Source organism: Ancylobacter sp. Lp-2 (assembly GCF_020523795.1).
In the GTDB taxonomy this organism is placed as follows: Bacteria; Pseudomonadota; Alphaproteobacteria; order Rhizobiales; family Xanthobacteraceae; genus Ancylobacter.
Map to the genome: position 1 here is coordinate 36,556 of NZ_JAJALI010000014.1, position 17,099 is coordinate 53,654.

The window sequence follows — 17,099 nt, forward strand, 5'->3', positions numbered from 1 at the left end:
CCTATGCTAGCGCGGCAACGATGGCGTCGCCCATTTCACGCGTGCCCACAATCCTCGCGCCGGGCAAGGCGAGATCTGGCGTGGCGATGCCACCCGCCAGCACGGCACGCGCCGCATTTTCCACCCGGAGCGCCTCGGCTTCCATTCCGAAGCTCTGGCGCAGCATCATCGCGGCGGACAGGATCGTGGCGATAGGATTGGCGACATCCCGGCCGGCAATGTCCGGCGCCGAGCCATGGATCGGCTCGTACAGGCCCTTGTTGTTGCCGCCAAGAGAGGCCGAGGGCAGCAGGCCGATCGAGCCGGTGAGCATCGAGGCCTGGTCGGACAGGATATCGCCGAACAGATTGCCCGCGACGATGACGTCGAACTGGCGCGGATTGCGTATTAGGCTCATGGCGGCGGAATCCACGAGCTGGTGGGTGAGTTCGACGTCCGGATACTGCCGCCCGACCTCGCTCATCACCTCGCGCCACAATGCACTCGCCTCCAGTACGTTCGCCTTGTCGATCGAGCAGACCTTGCGCCGCCGTCGGCGCGCCGCGTCGAAGGCGACATGGGCGATGCGCTCGACCTCGGAGGCGGCGTAGAACATAGTATTGATGACCGCACGCTCGCCCGTCGGCGTTTCGACCGGCCCCCGCGGCGTGCCGTAATAGATGTCGCTGTTCAATTCGCGCACGATCATGAGATCGAGCCCGTCGATCACCTCGGGCTTGAGCGTCGAGGCGTCGATCAGCTCCGGGAACAGTTTCACCGGGCGGAAATTGGCAAACAGGCCCAATTCCTTGCGCAGTCGGCGCAAGGCGGCACCGGGCTTCTTCACATGCGGGTAATGGTCGTATCTGGGATGGCCAACCGCACCGAACAGGATGGCGTCAGAGCGCAGCACGATGTCGAGCGTGGCCGGCGGCAATGGATCGTCGGCGACCTCGAGCCCGGCCCCGCCGACCGCGCCCTCTTCGAAGATGAAGGCGTCGCTGTCTTTGGTGACCGCGCGCAGTACCCTCACGGCTTGCGGCACGATCTCCGGCCCGATGCCGTCACCCGGCAAGACAGCGATCCTCATCGTTCGACTTCTCCAGGAAAGGGATGCAAGAGCAGAGCGGCGCCGCGGCCGTGAATTTCCAGCCGCGGCGTTGGGGGGATCAATTGATCTTCGACAGGAGGCTGGAGATGCGAGCGACCTCGCCGTTCCAGTAGGTGTTGTACTGTGCGGCGTCCATGTAGCGGATCTCCAGGCCCATCTCTGCGAATTTCGACTTGTATTCCGGTGAGTTGGCGATCTTGCCGAGCGTCTCCCCGATCCTCGCCGCCATCTTTGGGTCGACGCCGGCCGGGAAAGCAAAGCCGCGCGAGGTGCCGGAATAGATCTTGAAGCCCTGCGATTCCGCCGTCGGCACGCCGGGCGCATAGGCGCTTTCCTGCTTGTCGAACACGGCAAGGATGCGGACGCGACCGGATTTCACCTGCGCGACGAAATCGCCCACGCTGCCTTGCACCGCGTCGATATTGCCGCCGAGCAGGGTGTTCAAGGCAAGGCCGGAGTCATTGTGGAACACCGGCGTGAAGGAGACGCCGGCTCCCTGCTCCATGGCGATGACGTCGAGATGTTCGCGGCCGCGTGGGCCGACCACGCCGACGGTCCGCTCTGCGGGCTTTTCCTTGGCGGCGGCGATCAGGTCGCCGAGCGACTTGTAAGGACTGTCGGCACGCACTGCGATGGCGCCGGCATCATAGGAAAAGTTGCCGATGCCGATGAAGCTTTCCTTGTTGAAGTTCGCTTTCCGCGAGGGATCGAGCATGACGGTGATCGCGGTCGGCAGAGAAATCAGGCCGAACGTGTAGCCATCCTTCGGTGCATCCGCGAGCGCCTGCACCCCGACCTGCACCCCTGCACCGGGGCGGTTCACGACCTGGAAGGACGTGCCGGGAAATTCCTTTTCCATCGCCGCCGCGACGAAGCGAGCATTGATGTCGGTGCCACTGCCGGCCGAGCCCGCGACGATGATGGTGAAGCGCTTGCCGGGCTCGGGATAGGCTTGGGCCGAAGCCGGGCTCGGCGCCAGCAGCGCGAGGCCGGTGACGGTGAGCGCCGCGGCGAGGAACGTCCGGCGTGAGCCGATCTGCATGCCCGGGGCCCGGTCCGGTTGTGTCCGTTTGGTCATTGTCGTCCTCCCATTCTGATGCCGACCTCCGGGGCCGGCGAATACGGCGCTGTTGCGCTCTGTTTCTGGTGGGTGGAAACGGAAGGCGTGAGCCATTTCCAACCAAATACGGATTAATTCCTAGCGGCCTCTCCCGCCGAGTCAATCGGCGCCGGCGTCTTCACCGCGGGGATCGCGATTGCCGTCGGCATAGCGATTTCCACGCTCCAGAAAGCGGTCGAGGCCGAGCAACGCGCTGCGCTCGTCGAGGGAGAACATCTTCTCGGGATAGAACTCGCCGAGCCCGCCGGTGAGCTTCAGCGATGCCATCAGATCGGTCATCGCCCGGAGTGCGGTCTTCTGCAGCGCGCCGGGATAGGTGATGATGGCGTAGCCAAGCTCGGTCAGTTCGGGAATGCTGAGGAGGGGCGTCCGGCCGCCCTCGGCCATGTTGGCCATCAGCGGAATGCCGAGCGGTGCGAGCGCGTCGACGTTGTCCGCGAGCTCCGTGCGGGTGAGCGGTGCCTCGATGAAGATGGCATCCGCGCCTGCCTCGGAATAGGCGCGCGCCCGTATCAGGGCCTCCTCCGGGCCATGCAGCGCGCGAGCATCGGTGCGGGCGATGAGGATCAGGTCGGGGTCGGTACGTGCGTCTACCGCGGCGCGGATCTTCTGGAACATTTCCTCTGTCGGCACCACGTCCTTGCCGGCGAAGTGCCCGCAGCGCTTGGGCGCGACTTGATCCTCGATAAAGAGCGCGGCGACACCCGCCGCCTGGAATTCCCGCACGGTCCGGTAGACGTTCAACGGGTTTCCATAGCCGGTATCGCAATCGGCGATCACCGGGATGTCGACGGCGGAGACGATGGCGCGCGTCTGGTTCAAGGCCTCCGAGAACGTCACCAGCCCGAGGTCGGGAACGCCGAGCGCGCTGGCGGCGACCCCCGCGCCGGAAACCATCACGGCCTCGAACCCGGCCCGTGCCGCGACGAGCGCGCTGAGGCAGTCATAGACACCGGGTGCGACGATGGGTGTCCGACGCGCAAGCTGGCTACGCAATGCGCGTCGATGCCGATCGGCCATCGTATCCTCCATGGGTTTTCCGCGGGTTCAGTCCGTCGCGTCCTTGCCGAGCTGCCCGCGGGCTCGCGCCCGCCGGCTCCAGAGGGGCACCGTCAGAACGATGACTCCACAGATCAGCAGGATGCAGGCGAGGGGGCTGCGGAACAGGATATCGACATTGCCGCGCGAGATGCTGAGCGCCTGTCGCAGCGCGCCTTCCATCAGCGGTCCGATGATGAGTGTCAGCGCGATCGGGGCGAGCGGGAATTCCAGCTTGCGGAGCACCACGCCGATCAGGCCGAAAAGCAGCATCACCCAGACATCGAACACCGCATTGTTCACGAGGTAGGTGCCGAGGCAGATGAACAGGATGATGAGCGGGTTGAGTATGCCGAGCGGCACCTTCAGGATGCGTACCCAAAGTCCGATCAGCGGCACGTTGAGGATCAGGAGCATCAGATTGCCGATGATCATGCTGGCGATGATCGGCCAGACGATCTCCGGCTTTTCGCTGAACAGCAGCGGCCCGGGGGCGAGACCGTTCATGATGAAGGCGCCGAGGAGGATGGCGACGCTGGGCGAACCGGGAATGCCGAGCGTGAACAGCGGGATCAGCGCGGCGTTGGCATGGGAGTTGTTGGCCGTCTCCGGACCGGCCACGCCCTCGATCGCTCCGGTGCCGAAGGTCCAGGGCCGCCGCGAGACGGCCTTCTCGACCCCATAGGAGATGAAGGACGCGAGCGCCTGAGTGGTACCGGGAACCAGGCCGAGAAAAAAGCCGAGCACGGTGCCGCGCGCGATGGGGCCGGCGGAGTCCTTCATGTCCTGCTTGGTCGGATAGAGCGAGGAGAGTTTCGCCTCGCGCAGCGTCGGCGGCGGGCCGTCGGCCGCGAGCAAGATCTCCGAAAGGCCGAACAGGCCCATCACGACGGGGACGAAATCGAGCCCGCCGAGCAGGTTGGTGAAGCCCAGATCGAAACGTGGCGTGCCCATGGTCGGGTCGGTGCCGATGGTGCCCAGCAGCAGACCGAACACCGCCATGGCGAGGGCACGCAACATGGAATCGCCCGCCAGCAGTGCCAGCGTGGCCAGCCCGATGAACAGGAGCGCGAAGAACTCCGGAGGGCCGAACTTCAGCGCGACGTCGGTCAGCAACGGCGCGATGAAGACCAGTGCCAGCACGGCGGCGGTGCCGCCAATGAAGGAGCCGATGGCGGCGATGCTCAGGGCGGCACCAGCGCGGCCTTTTCGAGCCATCTCCGTGCCGTCGAGCATCGTCACGACCGAGGCGACCTCGCCCGGCACGCTCATCAGCACGGTGGAAATCGTGCCGCCGTAATAGCTGCCGTAGAAGATGGCGGCGAGCATGATGATCGCGCCGGTGGGGTCGAGCTTGTAGGTCAGCGGCAGCAGGATGACCATGCCGCCGGCGGAGCCGATACCGGGCAGCACGCCGACCAACGTGCCGACGAGGCAGCCGATCAGCGCATAAAGGAGGTTTTCCGGCGTCAGGGCGATGCCGAAACCGACGATGAAATCATACAGGCTGCTGGTCATCGCTCAGAGTCCGATCGCGCTCAGGAGACCGAAAGGTGTGGTGGGCAGAAAGACGCCGAGCCACTGCACGAACACCCAGGCCACGCCGACGCTGCCTCCCAGCGCGACCAGCAGCGCGGTGAGCGGGCGGACGCGGTTCATCAGCATCAGCACGATGAGCACCAGGAACATGGTGATGACGAAGCCGGCGCGTTCGACCGCCAGCGCGAAGAAGGCGATGGCGGCGAAAGTCACGCCCATCTGGATCGCCGGCGTGCGTTCGGGAAGGATCCTCTCCGGCAAGGCAGGCGACCTGCCGAGCAGGCTTGCGCCGAGGATCGCGAGCGACAGCAGCCCCAATACGCCGCCGAGCCACATGGGGAAGAAACCCGGGCCGGGGCCGACGGGCGTGTAGTAAACGAGGTCGCGCGCTTGCCACATCACCCACAAGCCGAGCAGGGCGAAGGCCAGCGCGACCAGCCGGAACAGCGCCAATGCGAGACCGCGCGCCGTGCCGATGGGAGGATGAGCGGCGGTCTGTACGTCCATGGGATCGGCCATGCTCTCCCTCTTCATCATTCGCACTCGTTGCCGTGCAGGCGGAACCGGATGGTGTCCGCCAGACGGATTGCCAAAGGCGTCAGGCGGACTGGAGCTGCCGCTCGAGAGCGGTCTGACGAAGCTTGGAGAGAGTGGTGCGGGCCGTGATCGCCTCCGGGTCCGTCACCAACTCGATCAACGCGCTGCCGGGTGCCTTCAGTGCCCGGTCGAGACAGGCGGCGAAATCGGCGGTCCGCTCCACACGTTCGGCGAATAAGCCATAGGCTTGCGCGAGCGCCACGAAGTCCGGATTGACGATTTCGGTGGCGATGACGCGGCCTGGAAATTCGCGCTCCTGATGCATGCGGATCGTGCCGTAGATGCCGTTATTGGCGACGATGAAGAGAATCTTCAGGCCATACTGGGCGGCGGTGCCGATCTCTTGGCCATGCATCTGGAAGCAGCCATCACCGGAGACCGACAGCACGGCCCTTTCCGGGAAGGCGACCTTGGCGGCGATGGCGGCCGGCACGGCGTAGCCCATCGCTCCCGAGGTGGGGGCGAGCTGGGTGCGGTATCCGTGGAAACGCCAATGGCGGTGTACCCAGCCGGTATAGTTGCCGGCGCCGGAACAGACGATGGTGTCCGGTGGCAATGTCTCGCGCAGCGTGACCATCACCTCGCCGAGATTGACCGCGCCCGGCAACGGGCCGGGCAGAAGTGTGTGCTCATATGCGGCCCGCGCCTCGGTCACCCAGCTCTCCGGTGCCGAGGCGGTCTTGCCGATGCGGGCGGCGAGCTGGCTCGCCACCACGGCAGGGCTGGCGGCAATGGCGAGATCCGCTTGGTAGACCTTTCCGAGCTCCTCGGGATCGGCATGGATATGAGCGAACGGCCTGCCAATGCGCGGCGGCTTCAGAAGGGCGTAGCCAGCGGTCGTCATCTCCCCGAGGCGGGGACCGAGCGCGACGAGGAGATCGGCCTGCTCGAGGCGCTGCAGAAGACCCGGATCGGCGCCGATCGTGAAATGGCCGACATAGTTGGGATGATCATTGTCGACATAATCCTGGCAGCGCAACGAGACCGCGACCGGTACGCCACGCCGCTCGGCATAGGCCATCAGCTGCTCGCCGGCGGATTGCGTCCAGCCACCACCTCCGACCATGATGAGGGGCCGCGCGGCGGCCGCGATCATCTCGTCGAGCCGGTCGATCTGTTCCTCGCGCGCCGCGGCCGGGATTGGATGCGCGGCAATGCCGGGCTCCGGCGGATCGTCGATGAGATCGGACAGCACGTCTTCCGGCAGCGCCAGCACGACAGGGCCGGGTCGGCCAGCCATGGCGACCTGGAAGGCGCGGTGGACATATTCGGGGATGCGGCGCGGGTCGGAAATTTCTGCCGACCATTTGACGAGCGGCGCGAACATGGTGGAAAAATCCACCTCCTGAAAGCCCTCGCGATGGCGCATGCGCCGTGCGACCTGACCGATGAAGAGCACCATCGGCGTTGAATCCTGGAAGGCCGTGTGCACGCCGGTCGAGGCATTGGTGGCGCCCGGCCCACGCGTGACGAAGCAAACTCCCGGTCGGTTGGTCAGCTTGCCATAGGCCTCCGCCATGTTGGCGGCGCCGCCCTCCTGCCGGCACACGACGAGGCGGATCGCATCCCGCGCCTCATAAAGCGCGTCCAGCACGGCGAGATAGCTCTCGCCGGGAACGCAGAATGCCGTGTCGACGCCCTGAGCCTGCAGGCACTCCACCAGGAGCGCCCCACCCGTCTTGGCCTTGTTGCTCATACAGTTCAACGCCAACCCCGCCGCCTATATCAGACCAATGTGATCCAAATATCTACCAAATGCGACCATTCTGACAAGCGGGGTCGCGGGAGGCGGGACAATTTGCAGCATTTGATCCTATATTGGGGAACCAATCCGTCGTCGCAGCGAGAGACATGGGAACCTTGGTCGATACTGCCGAACTTTCGGGCGCGCGCGCCGTCTCGGACGCCAGCAGCCATGCCATCTATCGGAGCCTGAAGGACCGAATTGTCGGAGGCGGCTTCCCGCCCGGCACCCGGTTGCCGACCGAGCGCGCATTGGCGGAACGCTTCAACGCTGCGCGCAACACGGTCCGCAAGACGATGAACCGGCTGGTCAGCGAAGGGTTGGTGATCCGCCATGTCGGTCGCGGCAGCTTCGTCGCCGACGCCGTAGCTGGCGACAACGCCACCGGCGGCACGCAGGAGCACTACCGCCTGAGCGAGCTTCTGGAAGCGCGCCTTCTGTTCGAGCCCCGCCTCGCCGAACTCGCAGTGGAGCGCGCGACGGAGGCCGAGCTGATCGGGCTTACCAGCCACCTCGAGGCGCTCAGCTCGGCGCAGTCCTGGGTCGATTTCAAGGAAGCGAAATACGCGCTTCATCTCGCCATTGCGCGGGCATCCAAGAACCGCTTCCTGGAGCACGTCTTCGAGCAGATCGTCGCTTCGCGTCGGAAGGCCGGCTGGGCGCGACCGGGCGGTCACCTCGTGCCGCTGCCGATGCTGCGCGATGCCGCGGTCCGCGATAATGCGGCGATCATCGACGCACTGCAGTCGCGTAACGGCGATGTCGCCCGCACGCTCATCTGCGAATACCTGCAGAGGACACTGATGTCGATCTCGGGCGATTAGTAGACCGCTGTCTTCCTCAGCGTCAGCTGCCGGCCGGTGTCCATAATGCCGGGGCGTGGATTTGTAAGTTCTGAGCCAGAATCTTGCTGGTCCGAGGAGGGCGGCCGAGAGGACATTTCGGGCGACGGTGTTGCAGTGTGTCGCAACGCGCCTGACGTGTTTGAGCGTGTGGAGGTGACTCGGAACCCGCTCGCACAGACTGGCCGGCTCGACGGATTGCTGAACCTTGCGATGCTGTCGTTCCGGGATGTGAGCCTGATCCGCCGCGCGAGCGGGCCAGGTCATGCGAGCCCATCATGGCCTAGATACCTATATGGACGAGCGCAGCTGTGGCCGGATCAGCCGCCAACTGGCCCGACCATACGATATCGGCCGGCTCGACCCGCATATCGAGATCGTCGATGTCGATCTCGCCGGCGATGTTTGGTTCATCCTGGACCATGCCGTGATCAATGGCGGCCTGCTCGATGAGGCCGATGCCGGGCCTGTGCTCCAGCATCGTGCCGATCTATGAGCGACATCACGCTGCTCGGGAAGTGGACCAGTCCGGCGAGGGGCGGAAGGAGCGCCTCGCCAATCCTCGCATAGGGGTGAGGGCGGCGTGAACGCCCCTTAGGCGCACGGGCCCAGCGCCCTGCCGCGCCAGCGTTCCGCCGGCCTATAAGCGCGCACATACGAACACAGCGATGTGGCACGCTGCTCGATAAGTACTGTTGACCTATTTCGCTATCACTGGTGGCAAAGAAGCAAGCTGACAGGAGATATCGCTCGGCGTATACTCAATTTTCAGTAGTCGCGGTACGTCCGTGATCGACACTTCTTGGGCGCGCCTAATCGCGACGGGTATCTCCTCGGGCAGGTCGTTCGGGAGGAATGGCGATGACGGTCCGGAATCCTGTTGAATGGAGCTTCGACCAGATCAGGCAGACATTCGATGCTGTTAGGTCGGTGGAGCATGCTTTTCATCACCCTGCGGAAGAAGCGGGTTTGGTGGTCCCCCAGGTGCGGCGGATCACCGTCGCCGATCTCAAGGATGTGTTGATACGGGGCTTCAGTGATTTCGGCGCGTATCGGACGGATGTGATCTTCATCTGCCTGATCTACCCGCTGGCTGGCCTGTTGATTGGGGCCGCGACGCTCGGCAACGGCCTCCTGCCCTTGCTGTTCCCGCTGGTCTCCGGCTTCGCGCTGATCGGCCCGTTCGCCGCTGCCGGGCTCTATGAGATGAGCCGGCGCCGCGAGCAGGGCCAGTCGGTCACCTGGAGTGACGCCTTCGGCGTGTTCGCCTCGCCTTCGCTCGCCGCCATCGTCGAGCTCGGCCTGATACTGGTCGGCATCTTCCTGGTCTGGCTGCTCGTGGCGATGGGGATTTATCGGATGACGCTGGGGCCTAGCCTGCCGGAATCGGTGTCGGCCTTCGTCACCACGGTCTTCACCACCGGGCCGGGCTGGGCGCTGATCGTGATCGGCGTCGGGGTCGGCTTCCTGTTCGCGGTGGCGGTGCTCGCCATAAGCGCCGTGTCCTTCCCGCTTCTGCTCGATCATCGCGTCGGCGTCTCGGTGGCGGTGCGCACCTCGGTCCGCGCCTTCATGGTCAATCCGGTGCCGATGCTCGCCTGGGGCTTCATCGTCGCCGGCGGGCTGGTGCTGGGCGCCCTTCCGCTGCTGGTCGGCCTCGTCGTGGTCATGCCGGTGCTCGGTCACGCCACGTGGCATCTCTATCGCAAGGTCGTGCAGTAAGAACGAACAATCACGGGGATCGCGGATCGAACGGCGGCCATGGAGATATGTGATGCATGTCGTCCTGGTTCTTGTTGTTGTGGCCGTCGGCTCCGTGCTGTTTCACTTCCTGAGTCCATGGTGGTGGACGCCCATCGCGTCGAATTGGCAATATATCGACGACACCATCATCATCACCTTCTGGATCACCGGCGTCGTGTTCGTCGCCGTGCTGCTGTTCATGGCCTATTGCGTCTGGCGCTTCCGCCACCGCGAGGGGCATCGGGCCGCTTTCGAGCCGGAGAACCGCAGGCTCGAAACCGGCCTCACCGTCATCACCGGCCTCGGGGTCGCGGCGATGCTGGCGCCCGGCCTGTTCGTGTGGAACCATTTCATCACCGTTCCGCCCGACGCCTCGGCGATCGAGATCGTCGGCCAGCAATGGCAATGGAGCTTCCGGTTGCCGGGCCAGGACGGCAAGCTCGGCAAGACCCGCGTCGACAGCATCACCGACGACAATCCGCTCGGGCTGGACAAGAACGATCCCGACGGCCGGGACGATGTCGTGCTGCAAGGTGAGGACCTGCATCTGCCGATTGGCAAGCCGATCAAGGTGCTGCTGCGCTCCACCGACGTGCTGCATGATTTCTACGTGCCGGAGTTCCGGGCCAAGATGGACATCTTACCGGGCTCCAGCACCTATTTCTGGCTCACCCCGACACGCACCGGCACGTTCGACATCCTCTGCGCGGAACTCTGCGGCACCGGCCATCCCTATATGCGCGGATCGGTCGTGGTCGAGGAGCAGGTTGCCTATGACGCCTGGCTGGATGGCCAGCAGAGGCGGATGCTCGCGCAGCAGGACGGACCGACAAGGCAGAAGGGCGAAGTCAAGGCGCAGCAATAGGCAAGGCTATCTTGCCGAGGGAGGGTGCCGATGGTCGATGTTCCGCTTGGCGTGGCCGGCGTGCCGCTAGCCGAGGTCGAAGATGTCGAACTCTACCATCCGAAGAGCTGGCTGACGCATTATGTGTTCAGCCAGGACGCGAAGATCATCGCCGTGCAATATTCCGTCACCGCGCTGTCGATCGGCCTGGTCGCGCTGATGCTGTCCTGGCTGATGCGCTTGCAGCTGGCCTTCCCCGGCGCACTCTCCTTCATCGACGCTGATGCGTATTACCAGCTCATCACCATGCACGGCATGATGATGGTGGTCTATGTGCTGACCGCACTGTTCCTCGGCGGCTTCGGCAACTACCTGATCCCCCTGATGCTCGGCGCGCGGGACATGGTGTTTCCCTATGCCAACATGCTGAGCTTCTGGTTCTATCTGCTCGCGGTCGTGGTGCTGTTCGCCAGCTTCGCGGTGCCGGGCGGGCCGACCGGCGCCGGCTGGACGCTCTATCCGCCCCAGTCGATTACCGCGGGCACGCCGGGCCTCGCCTGGGGCATCGTCATGATGCTCGTCTCGCTGATGATCTTCATCATCGGCTTCACCATGGGCGGCCTCAACTACGTGGTCACCGTGCTGCAGGGCCGCACACGCGGCATGACGTTGATGCGCATGCCGCTCACCGTGTGGGGCATCTTCACCGCCAGCGTGATGGCGCTGCTGGCCTTTCCCGCCTTGTTCGTCGGCGCCGTGATGATGCTGTTCGACCGCCTGCTGGGCACCAGCTTCTTCATGCCGGAGATCATCGAGCAGGGCGCGCGCCTGCCTTATGGCGGCGGCAGCCCGATCCTGTTCCAGCATCTGTTCTGGTTCTTCGGCCACCCCGAGGTCTATATCGTCGCGCTGCCTGCATTCGGCATCGTCTCCGACCTCATCAGCGTCCATGCTCGACGCAACATCTTCGGCTACCGGATGATGGTGTGGGCGATCGTGGCGATCGGCGCGCTCAGTTTCGTGGTGTGGGCGCACCACATGTATGTCAGCGGCATGAACCCCTATTTCGGGTTCTTCTTCGCGACCACCACCCTGATCATCGCGATACCGACCGCGATCAAGGTCTACAACTGGGTGCTGACGCTCTGGCGCGGCGACATCCACCTCACCACGCCGATGCTGTTCGCGCTCGCCTTCATCGTCACCTTCGTCAATGGCGGGCTGACCGGGCTGTTCCTCGGCAATGTGGTGGTGGACGTGCCGCTGTCGGATACCATGTTCGTCGTCGCCCATTTCCACATGGTGATGGGCGTGGCACCGATCCTGGTGATCTTCGGCGCCATCTATCACTGGTATCCGAAGGTGACCGGGCGGCTGCTCAGCGTGCCGCTCGGACAGTTCCATTTCTGGGTCACCTTCCTCGGTGCTTATCTGATCTTCTTCCCAATGCACTATCTCGGGCTGATGGGCGTGCCGCGGCGCTATTACGAGATGGGCGAGACCGCGATCTATCCGCCGTCGGCGCACGACCTGAACATCTTCATCACGGTGATGGCGCTGCTGGTCGGCGCCGCGCAGCTGGCCTTCGTGTTCAACCTGATCTGGAGCCTGCGCCATGGGCGCCCGGCCGGCGGCAATCCGTGGCGCGCCTGCTCGCTCGAATGGCAGACCTCGGCGACGCCGCCGCCGCACGGCAATTTCGGCAAGGAGCTGCCGGTCGTCTACCGCTGGGCCTATGACTACAACGTCCCCGGCGCGCCGGAGGACTTCATCCCGCAGAACCAGCCGCCGCTGGCCGGCGAGATTGCGAGCCGGGCGCCATGACCATCGTCGTCGCCTTCCTCGCCATCCTCATCGGCGTTGTCGCCTGGTGGCTGTCGACGCAGCGGATCATGTCCAAGCCCTGGCTGGAGATCGGCGTCATCGACGAGCCGCCGGGCGTACGCCCACCGCCGGCGAAGATCGGGCTCGGCGTCTTCCTGGCGGTTGCCGGCGTGCTGTTCGCGCTCTCCATCAGCGCCTATTCGATGCGGCTGCAGGCCGCCGACTGGTGGCCGCTGCCGGTGCCAAGGCTGCTCTGGTTCAATACCGGCCTGCTCATCCTCGCCAGCGCCGCGCTGGAATGGAGCAAGGTGCAATCCCGCCATGCCGACCTCGATGGCGTGCGCTTTGGGCTGATCGCTGCCGGCGTCTTCACGCTCGCCTTCGTCATCGGCCAGCTGATGGTCTGGCGTGAACTGGTGGGGGAGGGCTATTTTCTCGCCTCCAATCCCGCCAATGCCTTCTTCTATCTGATGACCGGGCTGCACGTGCTGCACGTGCTGGGCGGGCTCGTCGCGCTGGCGCGCGTCACGTCTCGTGCGTTCCGCACCGATGAGGCCCGAGGCGATAAAGTCTCCGGCGAGCGGGGCAAGCTGCGGCTCGGTGTCGAGCTGTGCGCCATCTATTGGCACTTCCTGCTCGTCGTGTGGCTGGTGCTGTTTGCGCTGATCGCCGGCTGGGCCGGCGATTTCTTCGAGATCTGTCGTCAGGCGTTGAGCTGAACATGTGCTGAGCCGAAGGAGCGATCGATGGTGCAGATCTCGCTAAGGAACGAGGCGGACGAGGCCCGGCACTCTTCCGGTCTCGCGAGCATCGCCGCCGATCTCTCGTCCGACCAGCGGGCGTTCAAGAACGTCTCCTGGGGGAAGGCTATGATGTGGATCTTCCTCCTGAGCGACACCTTCGTCTTCAGTTGCTTCCTGATCTCCTACATGACGGCGCGCATGTCGACGACGGTGCCCTGGCCCAATCCCAGCGAGGTGTTCGCGCTGGAGATCGGCGGCACGTCGTTTCCGCTGCTGCTGATCGCCATCATGACCTTCGTGCTGATCAGCTCAAGCGGCACCATGGCGATGGCGGTGAATTACGGCTACCGGCGCGACCGCGTCACCACCGCCGTGCTCATGCTGGCGACGGCGGCGCTGGGTGCCGCCTTCGTCGGCATGCAGGCCTTCGAATGGACCAAGCTGATCCATGAAGGTGTCCGGCCATGGGAGAATCCGTGGGGCGCCGCGCAGTTCGGCTCCAGCTTCTTCATGATCACCGGCTTCCACGGCACGCATGTTACCTTCGGCGTGATCTTCCTGATCGTCATCGCGCGCAAGGTGCTGCGCGGAGATTTCGATACAGGAAGGCGCGGCTTCTTCACCAGCCGGAAGGGGAGTTACGAATCCGTCGAGATCATGGGCCTGTATTGGCACTTCGTCGATCTGGTCTGGGTGTTCATCTTCGCCTTCTTCTATCTGTGGTGAGCAAAATGGCACACGTTGCGACCCATGACAGCGCGCAGCACCCGATCCGGCTTTATCTCGTGGTGTGGGGCTGGCTGTTCGTGCTCAGCACCTGCTCCTACCTGGTCGACTATTTCCACCTGCAGGGGCATCTCAGATATTCGCTGATCCTGCTGTTCATGGTGCTCAAGGCAGGGCTGATCGTCGCCGTCTTCATGCATATGGCCTGGGAACGGTTGGCCCTGGTCTATGCCATCCTGCTGCCGATCGGCGCGGTGCTGGTCTTCGTCGCCATCATGGTACTGGAGTCGGACTACACCCTGCTGAGCCGTACCCTTCATCCCGGCCTGCTGTGAGCGGGTGACGAGATCGGGTTGAACTCGCCGCCTCGGTCGACGATGTTCATGCGAGTTGGCAGTTCATCCGAGTCGGAAACGTCGAGGGCCGAGCCATGAGCCGTGCCATGGGCCAATCAGCGCAGCACTATCTCATCTTCGAAACGGCGGGCGGTTATTGCGGCATCGCCTGGAGCGAGGCCGGCATCACCCGCTTCCAGCTGCCGACGCACAGCGCCGAAGCGACCGAGCGCAACCTGCTGCGGCGCGTACCGGAGGCCGTACCCGGCACGCCTTGCGGCGAGATCGACGAGGCGGTCGCCGCGGTGAAGCGCTATTTCGCCGGCGAGGCGGTCGATTTTTCCCGCTTCACCCTCGACCTCGGCGATCAGGACGACTTCTTCCGGCGGATCTACGATACGGCGCGGCAGGTCGGCTGGGGAGAGACCACGACCTACGGCGCGCTGGCGCGGCAGCTCGGCGCCGGACCGGAAGCGGCGCGCGACGTCGGGCAGGCGATGGCGAAGAATCCGGTGGCGCTGCTCATTCCCTGCCACCGCGTACTGGCGGCCGGTGGCAAGGTCGGCGGCTTCTCCGCCCCGGGCGGCTCCACCGCCAAGATCCGCATGCTGGAGCTCGAGGGCGTCCATGTCGGCTCGCCGCCACCGGCGCAGCAGTCTTTCGGGTTCTGAACACTATCGATCGGCCGGGCGCGGCCCGGATGCCGAAGCGGCCCGGCGTCAGCGAAATGCTGGGATTTGGCGCACCCGGCACGATTCGAACGTGCGACCTTTGCCTTCGGAGGGCAACGCTCTATCCAGCTGAGCTACGGGTGCCGACAGCGCGAGGCGTCGAACGTCGTCTTCTTAGTCGAATGCCCGCGCCTGGGCAACATGTGCCCGCCGCTCCTTCGCCGGAAATGCGCCGATCCGGCTTCGCCATATGGCGGTGGGACGGGCGATGGTTATATAGCGGGCGTCATGAGCACCGATGCGCCCGCCGCCGCCGTCCGCAAGCCGTTCTTCTCCGCCGAGGAGATCGAGCGCTATGCCCGCCATCTCGTGCTGGCCGAGATCGGCGGTCCGGGGCAGCAGAAGCTCAAAAAGGCGAGCATGCTCGTCGTCGGTGCCGGCGGGCTTGGCGCGCCGGCACTGCTCTATCTCGCAGCGGCCGGTGTCGGCCGGCTGGTCGTGGTCGACGACGACGTCGTCTCGCTGTCCAATCTGCAGCGGCAGGTTATCCACACGACCGAGGCGGTCGGCAGGCTGAAGACGGAAAGCGCCGAAGCGTTCGTCGCGGCGCTCAATCCGCATGTCGCCTTTCGCGGCGAAGCGGCGCGGCTCACGGCGGATAACGCGCTTGGCCTCATCGGCGAGGTCGACGTGGTGATCGATGGCTCGGACAATTTCTCCACGCGCTATCTCGTCTCGGATGCCTGCGTGCTGGCGAAAAAGCCGCTGGTGACCGCCGCGCTCGGGCGCTTCGATGCGACCGTCACGACCTTGCGGGCGCATGAGAGCGGGGCCGACGGTACGCCCAACCCCACCTATCGCTGCCTGTTTCCGGAGCCGCCGCCGGCCGGCACCGTGCCGAGCTGCGCCGAGGCCGGCATCCTCGGCGCGATAGCCGGCGTCGCCGGTTCGCTGGTGGCGTTGGAGGCGATCCGCGCCGTGGTCGGTTTCGGCGAGGGGCTGGTCGGGCGCCTCTTGATGATCGATACGCTGTCGATGCGCTTCGAGACGCTCAGCTATGGCTGGGATCCAGACAATCCGCTGACCGGAACCGCGCCGACCATCACCGACCTGTCGCGCCACCGCCGCTGAGCGGCTCTCACAGCATGGACGGCACGACGCGATCCGGCGGGCGATGACCGTCCATGAAGGCGCGGATGTTGACGATCACCTTTTCGCCGGTATCGATGCGGGCTTCCACCGTCGCCGAGCCCATATGCGGCAGCAGCACCACCTTGCCCTGGCGGGCGAGCTTCAGGAGCTTCGGGCTGACCGCGGGCTCGCGTTCGAACACGTCGAGGCCGGCGCCGGCCAGCTCGCCGGTCTCGATCATGCGAATAAGCGCATGTTCGTCAATGACTTCGCCGCGAGCGGTGTTGACGATATAGGCGTCGCGCTTCACCAGCTTGAGCCGGCGGGCGGACAGGAGGTGGAAGGTGGCCGGGGTATGCGGGCAATTGACCGAGATGATGTCCATACGGGCCAGCATCTGGTCGAGGCTGTCCCAATAGGTGGCCTCCAGATCGTCCTCGATCTGCGCCGGCAGCGGGTGTCGGTTGTGGTAGTGGATCTGCAGGCCGAAGGCCTTGGCGCGGCGCGCCACCGCTTGGCCGATGCGGCCCATGCCGATGATGCCCAGCCTTTTGCCCCAGATGCGATGGCCGAGCATCCAGGTCGGCGACCAGCCGGGCCAGACGCCCTCGTCGCGGATGATGAGGGAGGCTCCCTCGGTAAGTCGCCGTGGCACCGCGAGAATCAGCGCCATGGTCATGTCGGCGGTGTCCTCGGTGAGGACGCCGGGCGTATTGGTGATGGTGATGCCGCGTTCGATGGCGGCGGTGACGTCGATATGATCAACGCCATTGCCGAAATTGGCGATCAATTTGAGATTCGGGCCGGCCGCCTCGATGATTCGGGTGTCGATGCGGTCGGTGATCGCCGGCACCAGCACATCGGCGCTCGCCATGGCATCGGCGAGCTGTGCCTGCGTCAGCGGCACGTCCTCGACATTCAGCCGGGCGTCGAACAGCTCGCGCATGCGGGTTTCGATCTTGTCGGGCAATTTGCGGGTCACCACGACCAGCGGCTTCTTGCGGGCCATCTCAATCCCCGTCGCGAGCAAGGTCCCGTTAACGTCGAAGGCGGAAAATGCCGTCCGGTCGGGACGGTGCCTCATTAGCAGACGGGTCGGCGAAACACAAAAA

General features: G+C 64.9%; 17 protein-coding genes and 1 tRNA gene. 10 read left to right on the forward strand and 8 right to left on the reverse strand.

Annotation, left to right across the window (positions count from 1 at the left end; translation table 11 throughout):
- Position 1 precedes the first annotated feature (1 nt).
- From leuB to LGR54_RS23460, 6 genes are all read right to left on the reverse strand, one after another.
- On the reverse strand, positions 2-1,069 hold the full coding sequence (leuB, locus tag LGR54_RS23435; protein ID WP_230364381.1) for a 3-isopropylmalate dehydrogenase: 1,068 nt from the start codon (positions 1,067-1,069) through the stop codon (positions 2-4).
- A gap of 79 nt (positions 1,070-1,148) precedes the next feature.
- On the reverse strand, positions 1,149-2,168 hold the full coding sequence (locus LGR54_RS23440) for a tripartite tricarboxylate transporter substrate binding protein (RefSeq protein ID WP_230364382.1): 1,020 nt from the start codon (positions 2,166-2,168) through the stop codon (positions 1,149-1,151).
- 141 nt (positions 2,169-2,309) lie between these two features.
- The gene (locus tag LGR54_RS23445) at positions 2,310-3,242 is read right to left on the reverse strand and encodes an oxaloacetate decarboxylase (RefSeq protein ID WP_230364383.1); all 933 of its coding nucleotides are present in this window, start codon (positions 3,240-3,242) and stop codon (positions 2,310-2,312) included.
- A gap of 15 nt (positions 3,243-3,257) precedes the next feature.
- Positions 3,258-4,766, reverse strand: a complete 1,509-nt coding sequence (locus LGR54_RS23450; RefSeq protein ID WP_230364384.1) for a tripartite tricarboxylate transporter permease — start codon at positions 4,764-4,766, stop codon at positions 3,258-3,260.
- Positions 4,767-4,769: 3 nt separating this feature from the next.
- Positions 4,770-5,306 (reverse strand): tripartite tricarboxylate transporter TctB family protein, encoded by a 537-nt coding sequence (locus tag LGR54_RS23455; RefSeq protein ID WP_230364385.1) that lies wholly within the window; start codon positions 5,304-5,306, stop codon positions 4,770-4,772.
- Positions 5,307-5,385: 79 nt separating this feature from the next.
- A complete protein-coding gene (locus LGR54_RS23460; protein WP_230364386.1) occupies positions 5,386-7,080 on the reverse strand; it encodes a thiamine pyrophosphate-binding protein in 1,695 nt (564 codons plus the stop codon).
- 155 nt (positions 7,081-7,235) lie between these two features.
- On the opposite strand from LGR54_RS23460, the gene LGR54_RS23465 reads away from it, so the two are divergent.
- The 9 genes from LGR54_RS23465 to LGR54_RS23505 all read left to right on the forward strand — a co-directional run bounded on the left by LGR54_RS23465 (position 7,236) and on the right by LGR54_RS23505 (position 14,856).
- Positions 7,236-7,952: a FadR/GntR family transcriptional regulator gene (locus LGR54_RS23465; protein ID WP_230364387.1), complete on the forward strand. Its 717-nt coding sequence runs from the start codon at positions 7,236-7,238 to the stop codon at positions 7,950-7,952.
- 313 nt (positions 7,953-8,265) lie between these two features.
- Positions 8,266-8,466, forward strand: a complete 201-nt coding sequence (locus LGR54_RS23470) for a hypothetical protein (protein WP_230364388.1) — start codon at positions 8,266-8,268, stop codon at positions 8,464-8,466.
- A gap of 365 nt (positions 8,467-8,831) precedes the next feature.
- Positions 8,832-9,692, forward strand: a complete 861-nt coding sequence (locus tag LGR54_RS23475) for a DUF2189 domain-containing protein (protein WP_230364389.1) — start codon at positions 8,832-8,834, stop codon at positions 9,690-9,692.
- Positions 9,693-9,744: 52 nt separating this feature from the next.
- Positions 9,745-10,578 carry a cytochrome c oxidase subunit II gene (locus LGR54_RS23480; protein ID WP_230364390.1) on the forward strand — a complete coding sequence of 278 codons (834 nt, stop codon included), beginning with the start codon at positions 9,745-9,747 and terminating at the stop codon, positions 10,576-10,578.
- Between the two features lie 30 nt (positions 10,579-10,608).
- Positions 10,609-12,381, forward strand: a complete 1,773-nt coding sequence (locus tag LGR54_RS23485) for a cbb3-type cytochrome c oxidase subunit I (protein WP_230364391.1) — start codon at positions 10,609-10,611, stop codon at positions 12,379-12,381.
- Positions 12,378-13,100, forward strand: coding sequence for a cytochrome c oxidase subunit 3 (locus LGR54_RS23490; protein WP_230364392.1), 723 nt, complete (start codon positions 12,378-12,380; stop codon positions 13,098-13,100). The genes LGR54_RS23485 and LGR54_RS23490 overlap by 4 nt, the downstream gene beginning before the upstream one ends.
- 27 nt (positions 13,101-13,127) lie before the next feature.
- On the forward strand, positions 13,128-13,850 hold the full coding sequence (locus tag LGR54_RS23495) for a heme-copper oxidase subunit III family protein (protein ID WP_230364393.1): 723 nt from the start codon (positions 13,128-13,130) through the stop codon (positions 13,848-13,850).
- Between the two features lie 5 nt (positions 13,851-13,855).
- On the forward strand, positions 13,856-14,185 hold the full coding sequence (locus LGR54_RS23500; RefSeq protein ID WP_230364394.1) for a cytochrome C oxidase subunit IV family protein: 330 nt from the start codon (positions 13,856-13,858) through the stop codon (positions 14,183-14,185).
- Between the two features lie 107 nt (positions 14,186-14,292).
- On the forward strand, positions 14,293-14,856 hold the full coding sequence (locus LGR54_RS23505) for a methylated-DNA--[protein]-cysteine S-methyltransferase (RefSeq protein WP_230364434.1): 564 nt from the start codon (positions 14,293-14,295) through the stop codon (positions 14,854-14,856).
- A gap of 67 nt (positions 14,857-14,923) precedes the next feature.
- On the opposite strand, the gene LGR54_RS23510 is transcribed toward LGR54_RS23505, so the two are convergent.
- Positions 14,924-15,000, reverse strand: a tRNA-Arg gene (locus LGR54_RS23510).
- A 144-nt stretch (positions 15,001-15,144) separates the two neighbouring features.
- Between LGR54_RS23510 and LGR54_RS23515 the strand changes: the two genes are divergently transcribed.
- A complete protein-coding gene (locus LGR54_RS23515; RefSeq protein WP_230364395.1) occupies positions 15,145-15,987 on the forward strand; it encodes a molybdopterin-synthase adenylyltransferase MoeB in 843 nt (280 codons plus the stop codon).
- Between the two features lie 7 nt (positions 15,988-15,994).
- Here LGR54_RS23515 and LGR54_RS23520 read toward each other — a convergent pair whose 3' ends face one another.
- Positions 15,995-16,996 (reverse strand): D-glycerate dehydrogenase, encoded by a 1,002-nt coding sequence (locus tag LGR54_RS23520; RefSeq protein ID WP_230364396.1) that lies wholly within the window; start codon positions 16,994-16,996, stop codon positions 15,995-15,997.
- Positions 16,997-17,099: the final 103 nt, after the last annotated feature.

Coding starts and splice junctions, on each gene's coding strand:
- leuB (WP_230364381.1), bottom strand. CDS start 1,069: ATGAGGATCGCTGTCTTGCCGGGTGACGGCATCGGGCCGGAGATCGTG.
- LGR54_RS23440 (WP_230364382.1), bottom strand. CDS start 2,168: ATGACCAAACGGACACAACCGGACCGGGCCCCGGGCATGCAGATCGGC.
- LGR54_RS23445 (WP_230364383.1), bottom strand. CDS start 3,242: ATGGAGGATACGATGGCCGATCGGCATCGACGCGCATTGCGTAGCCAG.
- LGR54_RS23450 (WP_230364384.1), bottom strand. CDS start 4,766: ATGACCAGCAGCCTGTATGATTTCATCGTCGGTTTCGGCATCGCCCTG.
- LGR54_RS23455 (WP_230364385.1), bottom strand. CDS start 5,306: ATGGCCGATCCCATGGACGTACAGACCGCCGCTCATCCTCCCATCGGC.
- LGR54_RS23460 (WP_230364386.1), bottom strand. CDS start 7,080: ATGAGCAACAAGGCCAAGACGGGTGGGGCGCTCCTGGTGGAGTGCCTG.
- LGR54_RS23465 (WP_230364387.1), top strand. CDS start 7,236: ATGGGAACCTTGGTCGATACTGCCGAACTTTCGGGCGCGCGCGCCGTC.
- LGR54_RS23470 (WP_230364388.1), top strand. CDS start 8,266: ATGGACGAGCGCAGCTGTGGCCGGATCAGCCGCCAACTGGCCCGACCA.
- LGR54_RS23475 (WP_230364389.1), top strand. CDS start 8,832: ATGACGGTCCGGAATCCTGTTGAATGGAGCTTCGACCAGATCAGGCAG.
- LGR54_RS23480 (WP_230364390.1), top strand. CDS start 9,745: ATGCATGTCGTCCTGGTTCTTGTTGTTGTGGCCGTCGGCTCCGTGCTG.
- LGR54_RS23485 (WP_230364391.1), top strand. CDS start 10,609: ATGGTCGATGTTCCGCTTGGCGTGGCCGGCGTGCCGCTAGCCGAGGTC.
- LGR54_RS23490 (WP_230364392.1), top strand. CDS start 12,378: ATGACCATCGTCGTCGCCTTCCTCGCCATCCTCATCGGCGTTGTCGCC.
- LGR54_RS23495 (WP_230364393.1), top strand. CDS start 13,128: ATGGTGCAGATCTCGCTAAGGAACGAGGCGGACGAGGCCCGGCACTCT.
- LGR54_RS23500 (WP_230364394.1), top strand. CDS start 13,856: ATGGCACACGTTGCGACCCATGACAGCGCGCAGCACCCGATCCGGCTT.
- LGR54_RS23505 (WP_230364434.1), top strand. CDS start 14,293: ATGGGCCAATCAGCGCAGCACTATCTCATCTTCGAAACGGCGGGCGGT.
- LGR54_RS23515 (WP_230364395.1), top strand. CDS start 15,145: ATGAGCACCGATGCGCCCGCCGCCGCCGTCCGCAAGCCGTTCTTCTCC.
- LGR54_RS23520 (WP_230364396.1), bottom strand. CDS start 16,996: ATGGCCCGCAAGAAGCCGCTGGTCGTGGTGACCCGCAAATTGCCCGAC.